Raw genomic sequence first — 8015 nt, forward strand, 5'->3', positions numbered from 1 at the left:
GATTTATCCGTTAGTCTATCTATCATTGCCTTTGACGACAAACAACCGATAGGAATTGTTTTAAATGGAATAAGAGAAATAAACGGTAAAAAAGTTGCTTGGAATGGAGGAACTGGTGTTGCCAAGGCATACCGATCTAAAGGTATAGGAAAAAAATTAGTGGATGTAAGTATCTCTATTTTAAAACAAAACGGTGTAGATATTGCAACACTTGAGGTGTTAAAAGATAACGAGAAAGCAATTTCCTTATATAAGGATATGGGATATAAAGAAGTGGGGATATTAGAGTATTTAAATCTTAATAAAGCTTTGTGTCAAAATCCAATCCCTCATTTAAAAAGAAAAGTTACTGTTAAACAAGTGTTGCTACAGCAAATAGGCAAACAATTTTTTTATAAAGCAATGAACCCTTGGCAAACGCAATGGCAGAGTGCTAAACAGGGCGAAGGAATCATCGTTGAAGGCGAAGTTGGACAGGTGCTTGGCTATGCTTATTATCAAAGGATCTTCAATTCCAAAGGGAATCATATAAGTACTATTTTGTTCCAATGTGAAGCAAGACCAAATTTAAAAAATGCAGAGGAAGTAATTTATTTTATGCTCGGTCATATTTTTGGAGATTTTAAAAACGTTCTTAATCGAATAGTTCCCAACTTACCGGTCCGAGAAAGTGAACTAACTTATAAGGTGTTAAAACAGATTGGATTTCAAACAGCAGTTCAGCAATTAAGTATGAGGAAAGAATTAAAGTTACCTACGTTATCGGGTAAGTAATTTTCATTGTAAATCTAAAGTTTTGTTGTTTTGATAAAGGAGTGAATGAAGTATGTCTATTGCCATTATTTACGGAGGAACTCGACAAAATGGTAATACTGAAATACTTACTGAGAAAGCGGTTCAAGGGATTACTGCAGAAAAAATCTATTTAAAGGACTTTAAAATTCAATCCATTGAAGATTTACGACATGAAGAAGGGGGGTTTCATACGATTCATGATGAACACAATTTAGTTATAGAACGTATGATGCCCCATGACATTCTTGTATTTGCAACACCGATTTATTGGTATAGCATGTCCGGCATCATGAAAAACTTTATTGATCGCTGGTCTCAGACATTAAGGGATAAAAAATATCCTGACTTTAAACATTCCATGGCAAATAAGAAAGCCTATGTAATTGCGGTAGGAGGAGATTATCCAAACATAAAAGGTCTACCGTTGATACAGCAGTTTCATTATATTTTTGATTTTGTTGGTATTTCTTTTGAGGGTTATATAATTGGAAGAGGAAACAAACCTGGTGATGTATATAATGATAAAGAAGCGCTTTTAGCCGCTAATGAACTGCAAAAGAAGCTTATATTGGAAATAAATAAATAAGGGAGAATTATAAAATGATTGAATTACAATATAGTTCCTTTTCTAGCGTAGAAAGGCTTTTTAAATAAAAAAAGCAATTCATTCCAGCATTTGCAGTCATTCATGGTAGTTATCCAGGGAGAGTTTTTGTAGATCATGAAAACAGTCCCAAAGTTGCTATTGTTTGGGCCATTGGAAGGTGGATGTATTTAGAAGGTAACATAGCAACTAATCAAGAAAAATCTGAGTTAAAACGATTTTTTCGAGAAATTGTAATGCCAGATTGCAAGAAGAGGAGCAGAAATTGGTTTGAAATATATACGAATGATTCTAAACAGTTAGAAGAGTATTCCTTGAAGGAAATTGATTTTTTAAAGGTTGATAAGCATTACGAATCAGTGTATACGCTAAACGTTGAAAAGTTTTTACAAGTTGCTAAAAGGAGCAAAAGAAATGAAGAGAAAGTTGAATTTAGAAATTTTGACATAATTCCAGAATCATTGGAGGAAACTTCATATGTAAAGAACTCAACATTATCTAAAAAGACCGTTGGGGTAGTTATTAAAAGGGGGAATACGATTCTATCAATCGACAAAAATAACGGTTTTACTTTTGGTAAGGAATATTTTATCGACATCGATACATTTAAAGAAGAGGAAAGAAAGAAGGGATATGCTACTCTCGCTGCGATAAAGATAATTTCTTATTTTTTAGAAAAAAATATGTTTCCCCTGTGGGAAACTACAGAAAGCAATATTCCTTCACAAAAGCTTGCTTTAAAACTCGGATTTGAACCTATGGAACGTTATCTAGTATTTGAATTTAGGTTAAAGTAGCCACAATATATTGGGTTTAAAGGTCTTTACTTATTCCGTTGAAGGTCAAATAACAAACTTCAAATTAAACAAATTTTAATTACTGTAAATCAGCATATGGGGCGATGTTTGATATGGATAATATTTTATTAGCCGATGTCGCAAGAAAGTATGGAATTGCTGAATCTAACTTTAATTACTCAGGGTATTTTTAGGCAATGTTTACGGATGCACGTAATAGTAAAACTTTAAAATTTTATGCAAGTTCTCATATAGACATACAATTCCCGAATAATTTATGATTTAAAATATATCCCTTAGGAAAGCAACTGTAATAAAACTTGAATGAAAGGTTACTAATCATACTGGTTAGGGACCTTTTTTTAGTTTGTGTTCAAAAACAGGGCAATTTTATATTGCAAAATGCAAATAATACTTTACATTTTGCAATGAATTATTTACAATAATAATAACTGTTTTTGTAAGGAAGGGAATCTTGAGGTGAGGATAAATAATGTCGCAATGGGCACATATTTTTTGCGAATTATTATCAAAATCATTTTGTAAAATATGAAAATTTATTAACTTAGGGGAGGATAAAATGAGTTCATATGTCATTGAGACGAATAATTTAACAAAGAAATATAAAAATCAAACGGTAGTTGATAAGTTGAATATGAAGGTTCAACAAGGGGAAATTTATGGTTTTCTCGGTCCTAATGGTGCAGGAAAAACGACAACGATTCGGATGTTGCTTGGACTTATCCGCCCTACTAGCGGAGATATAAAAATTTTCAGCCAAAATCTTACACAAAATCGAATATCCATTTTAAGCAAAATAGGATCACTTGTAGAAACACCAACATTTTATGGACACCTTACGGGTTATGAAAACTTAGAAGCTGTACGCAGATTAATTCAGGTAAATAATAAAAAACGTGTTGATGAAGTATTACGGCTTGTGGGATTAAGCAATGTTAAAGATAAAAAGGTAAAGAAGTATTCTTTAGGTATGAAGCAACGATTAGGGATTGCTACAGCACTTTTGAATGATCCGCAACTTTTAATTTTAGATGAGCCGACCAATGGACTTGACCCCGCTGGAATTCAAGAAATTCGTGAATTCATTAAAGAGATGCCAAAAAAATATGAAATGACCATTTTGTTATCCAGTCACCTCCTAAGCGAAATTGAGCTAATAGCTACACAAGTAGGTATCATCCACAAAGGAAATATTTTATTTCAAGATTCAATTAATGCACTACGTAAGGAAAGTGAAACAAAGATAAGAATTAAAGTCGATAATCCTCTCCGAGCAATTAAATGTTTAGAACAATCGGGAATAAAAGCTTCCTTTTATACAGATCAAGACATTTTATATATAAGGGAATCAAGTTCGCAAATAGCTGGTGAGGCAAATAAGGTACTAGTCGAAAATGGTTTTTTTGTATCACGTTTGGAAGGTGTTAAGAAATCTTTGGAAGATATTTTCCTTGGTCTTACCGGAAAGGAGCATCATTTATAATGGGTCCAATTTTTTATTCCGATTTAATAAAAGTACAACGTTCGATGTTTTGGGGAATTGTCATATTGTTTCCTTTTATCCTTCTTGCAGGAGTTACCCTTTTATTGATACTCAATTTTCAAAACATTCAGCAGGATGTTTATCAAGGGAAAAGTTACAGTATATGGGGTTCCATGTGGATGGTAACCTATTATAGTAATTTCGTGATGATCCATTTATTTGTCACGGTATTGACTTCCTTTCTTGCAAATGTGGAACATCAAGCCAATGCTTTTAATCTTATATTTTCAATGCCCATTTCAAGGGTGAAGTTCTATTGGGTCAGATATTTTTGGATTATTTCTGGTGTAATATTGTCAAGTCTTTTCTTAATGTTAGGCTTTTGGTTAATCGGGATGATGTTTGGTGGCGGAGACTCATTAGATTGGTCTCGACTCTTCCACTTTACGATGTTTCCCTATCTTAGTTCCTTTTCATTCATTAGTTTTCAACTTTGGATATCCATGAATATAAAAAATCAATCGATTCCTGTTATTATAGGTGGATTGGGAATTGTAGCTGGATTATTTATGTTGCCATCCCCTGGTATTGCCAAATATTTTCCTTGGGTTATTCCTTATCAAATCACACTTTCTGAAGAAAATATCATTACAGACTTTTCCCATATTGTAAAACCACCAATCTTTCACTGGGAGTGGATTGGTATAAGTTTAATCGTTGGTTTTATCTTAGTTAGTTTGGGAGCTTTGCAATTTGCAAGAAAAGAAATGATTTAGGGGGAACAGAATGTTAAAAAGCATATTATGGTCAGAATGGTTAAAAATTCGCTGTTATCCAAGTATATGGCTAATGATTTTTCTTCTTCCGCTTTTTCTTACAATTGTTGGGGTAATGAACTATACGACAAATCTGCATGTGTTTGAGGAAGTGGGCATGGTTGGGTGGATGGGCACCTGGACGCAAGTAGAATTTTTGTATGGTATGGTTTTGTGCCCAGTTTTATCCAGTGTGTTTGTTGCCCTCTTATGCCGTTTTGAACATGCATATGGAGGATGGGAGCAATTGCTGGCCTTTCCAATTTCTAAAAATGCAGTTTACTTATCCAAAATGATTTGGGCGTGGTCTCTAATCGGTTTGACAAATACGGTTTTATTTGGGTATTTTTTTGTAATTGGGAAATTAATGGGGGTCTCGGGGATTTTCCCTTTTATAAGTGTATTAAAACTGTTTTTCGGAGGATGGTTTGCAACATTGCCATTAATTGCAATACAACTTTGGCTATCCACTCGATTGAAAAATTTTGCTCTTCCAATAGCCATTAATTTTGCTTTTGTTATGCCTAATGTCTTTATATCCAGTTCAAAGTATGGAAAGTATTATCCGTGGTCCCAGCCAGCTTATGCAATGACACCAGAGAACCAACTCGGAGTTATACAGTCTCTTCAAGATTTTTATTTGGTTGTTATTATTATATTCGTAATATTTTGTATAATTGGACTTTTTAATTTTGTGAGGATTGAGTTTAGATAAAGGGTAAATACAACTATGTGTATATTAATTTTTTTAACAAAGGAGATGGCTTAGTGAAAAAGTTCTTATTTTGGATTGCATGTATTATTATGATCATCGCTATTCTATTTTTGTTTGGTCCTTTTGGAGAATTACTAACCTCTTTTTATAAGTACCCATAAACGTTAATTTATCAAGGAAAATGTTTTTGTGTTAACTATTGCTACCTTTCTTAGTAAATGAGTAAATAGGTTTATAAAAATTGAACAGAAAAATTATTAATTTAGAATAGGGGATGAAAAAGTACAAACAAAATAAAGGTGAAGAACACTCTATTTTGATATCTAAATAATATTGGATAAATATTATGAATGAAAAGGAATTCAATATTGGGAGATTATCCATATTCTCTCCATGAGGGAGAATCTATTAAAAGGGAGAATGTTATCCGAATATTCAGTTGGTTGCATTTTGAAGTATGAGTAAAATGTTTTTAGGCAAATAAAAATAAAAAACATTAATTTTAGTTTTTTTGGGCAACAAATTTAATCCTTGGTTTTTTTCGAAATGGACGTGCTTTTTGTCCATTTTTGAAAAAACCAGGGTTAGCAAGCGAAGCGCGGTAGAATTATTTTTAATTTTGCCTATAAATGATAGTATAAGGATGTACAAAAGTGATTAAATAAGAGTGTACAGTTTTGATTACGGTACTTCAACAACTTTATATGGAGAAGCGGACATGATAGCCTGATTAGCCATGCCAGACTCTGTGGGGACTGGCTTCCTGGCATGTTAATCATGTCCGCGGAGGATCCATGTAAAGTTCTCATATTTATTGACAAATCATAAAAAAACATTTCTGTACATCGTTATACAATCAAAACTGTACATCTTTAAATCATCATTTATATTGCCATAGAAAAGAGAGCCAACTTCTTGTATATTTAAAGTGACTAAACCCCAAAAGACAAGGAGTGGCTCTCATGAATAAATTTAACACATCCAAGCTGAGTTTAAAAGAACTAGAGACTGAATGATTGAAATAAGAATTGACAGCCGGGTAAAAAAGGAATATAATAGCATTCCTTTAAAAAATAAAATAAGCCAATTATAACAATAGCATATTTTAGATTAAAAGTCAATAGTTGAATGTGGGTTTTTATCAAAAGGAGGAAGAGCACATGCTATTGCCTCAGTTTTTTCAATCCTTAGATATATCGATTTTAGAGAAATATACAGATAAAGTATTAAAAGTAAATGAAAAAACTAAACAATATGGATTGGTGCTCACTAGTAATGAAATAAAGGACATGATTATTTCTAGAAATCAAATACTTTATAACTATGGTCGAGTGGAAACGGATATTAGTGTAATTAAAGAATTAGCAGAGGTGTTTTGTACTTCCCCTTATATCGATAATAAGAATTATCAATTGACACTTAATGAATTACAAGAGATATTTTATTACATGAAAAATGAAACCGAAGATCGTATCAGTGACTCTCAATTGGTAGATATTATAAGGGAATACTTCGACGGTGTTTGTGGTGGGTCATTGGAGCTTTTAAAAAGCAAGCTTGATGAATTTGCACAAAGGTTTAGAAGTGATGTTCGATTTAGAAAGTCTGTATTTGAGGGGGATGAGCATTTGTGGGATTAGAAAAACAACATAATGATTTGTTGTTAGTAAAACAGAAAAAGATAAATAACATTCAACTATTACGAAATCAATATACAATATCTTTATTAAACGTAGGATTAAGGGAAGGGTTACTCAATAGTCAAGAAGTGTATGAAGTTCAAATACAATTAATGCAGATTTTAAAGGAGTCAATCAGGAGGTACACAAGAGAAGAGAGCTCTTCAATTAGTTCTGATGTGGCTGAGGAAATTTTAACTTCCATATTATATGCGGTAGATGCTTTTTTGTTTCAGTTAGGTGATCCGGAAAATGCTATCAACTTTGTTAAAAAAAATAATATGGAAATCACATATGAACAGGGAGTAAAGATAGTTAAGGATTGTCTTGAGGAGACGAGAGCTCTTTTTAAGGAGATAAGAAATAATAAATTAGATGTTGCTGTTGATTCTTATAATATAACAATCGATGAATCCATACCTTTATTTCTAAAAAAATATGAAGTCGTTTTTGATGCACATAATACAATGGCTAGCATTGATTATCCGTTAGCAATTGATGATATGACTATTCAAGGTGTTTATTATCTTAAACAATATTTAACCTATTTAAAAATTGAAACAGAATTTTGCCAAATGTTTAACCAAGATGATCTTCGAGATCTTTTAGTTAATTATGGGAGAATGTGTGGGTTTGACTACCGAATTGAGTTATTTAATATATTTGAGTTAGTGTTAAATAATGCAGTTTTTTCTGTTTTATCAGGAGAATTACCTAGTAGAATAAGAATCTCGGTACAACAATATAAAGAGATAAAGAATCTATTTAGTAATATGAGTGATAGTCAAATACAATTGATTATTTTAGAAGCTGTAGAAAAATTACTCCATCATTTTAATATTAGTGATTCTCTAATGTCATATTATATAAAACAATGTGGAATAAATTTGGCAAAGAGGTTAAAAAGTGTTGTTAAGCATAACCGTCTGCAAACAGTGGTTATCTTAGAACAAGAATTGAAAACTCCTCCTTTAACCACCTTTAACGCATCCGATAGAATGAGCGATCATCGATTTCGGTTATTAATTGAGAAAATCATGAATTGTGAAAAGTCAGTGGATAAGATTGATATAATTCGGACAAATTTTCATTCCCTTCATGATTAT

The 8015-nt window shown here is 32.2% G+C and carries 8 protein-coding genes; all 8 read left to right on the plus strand.

Translation table 11 applies throughout. The features are described 5' to 3' along the window. Nucleotides 1-774 (plus strand): GNAT family N-acetyltransferase (locus SPD53_RS18985; protein ID WP_336253495.1); only part of this gene is annotated, 774 nt, incomplete at its 5' end. 52 nt (nt 775-826) lie between these two features. Next, nucleotides 827-1381, plus strand: coding sequence for a flavodoxin family protein (locus SPD53_RS18990; protein WP_033826662.1), 555 nt, complete (start codon nt 827-829; stop codon nt 1379-1381). A gap of 98 nt (nt 1382-1479) precedes the next feature. Beyond that, a complete protein-coding gene (locus SPD53_RS18995) occupies nt 1480-2196 on the plus strand; it encodes a GNAT family N-acetyltransferase (protein WP_336253497.1) in 717 nt (238 codons plus the stop codon). Between the two features lie 580 nt (nt 2197-2776). After that, entirely contained in the window at nt 2777-3700 is a 924-nt protein-coding gene (locus SPD53_RS19000) for an ABC transporter ATP-binding protein (protein WP_188393308.1), read from the plus strand. Then, entirely contained in the window at nt 3700-4476 is a 777-nt protein-coding gene (locus SPD53_RS19005) for an ABC transporter permease (protein WP_164220055.1), read from the plus strand. Before SPD53_RS19000 ends, SPD53_RS19005 begins: the two co-directional genes overlap by 1 nt. Before the next feature lie 10 nt (nt 4477-4486). After that, on the plus strand, nt 4487-5230 hold the full coding sequence (locus tag SPD53_RS19010) for an ABC transporter permease (protein ID WP_164220057.1): 744 nt from the start codon (nt 4487-4489) through the stop codon (nt 5228-5230). A gap of 1160 nt (nt 5231-6390) precedes the next feature. Next, nucleotides 6391-6870: a DUF6323 family protein gene (locus SPD53_RS19015; RefSeq protein WP_033826655.1), complete on the plus strand. Its 480-nt coding sequence runs from the start codon at nt 6391-6393 to the stop codon at nt 6868-6870. Beyond that, the coding region (locus SPD53_RS19020; protein ID WP_336253496.1) for a DUF6179 domain-containing protein at nt 6861-8015 on the plus strand (1155 nt) is incomplete at its 3' end. The genes SPD53_RS19015 and SPD53_RS19020, both read left to right, overlap by 10 nt.

Source organism: Oceanobacillus sp. MO10714A, assembly GCF_037072045.1.
Classification (GTDB): Bacteria; Bacillota; Bacilli; order Bacillales; family Amphibacillaceae; genus Oceanobacillus; species Oceanobacillus indicireducens.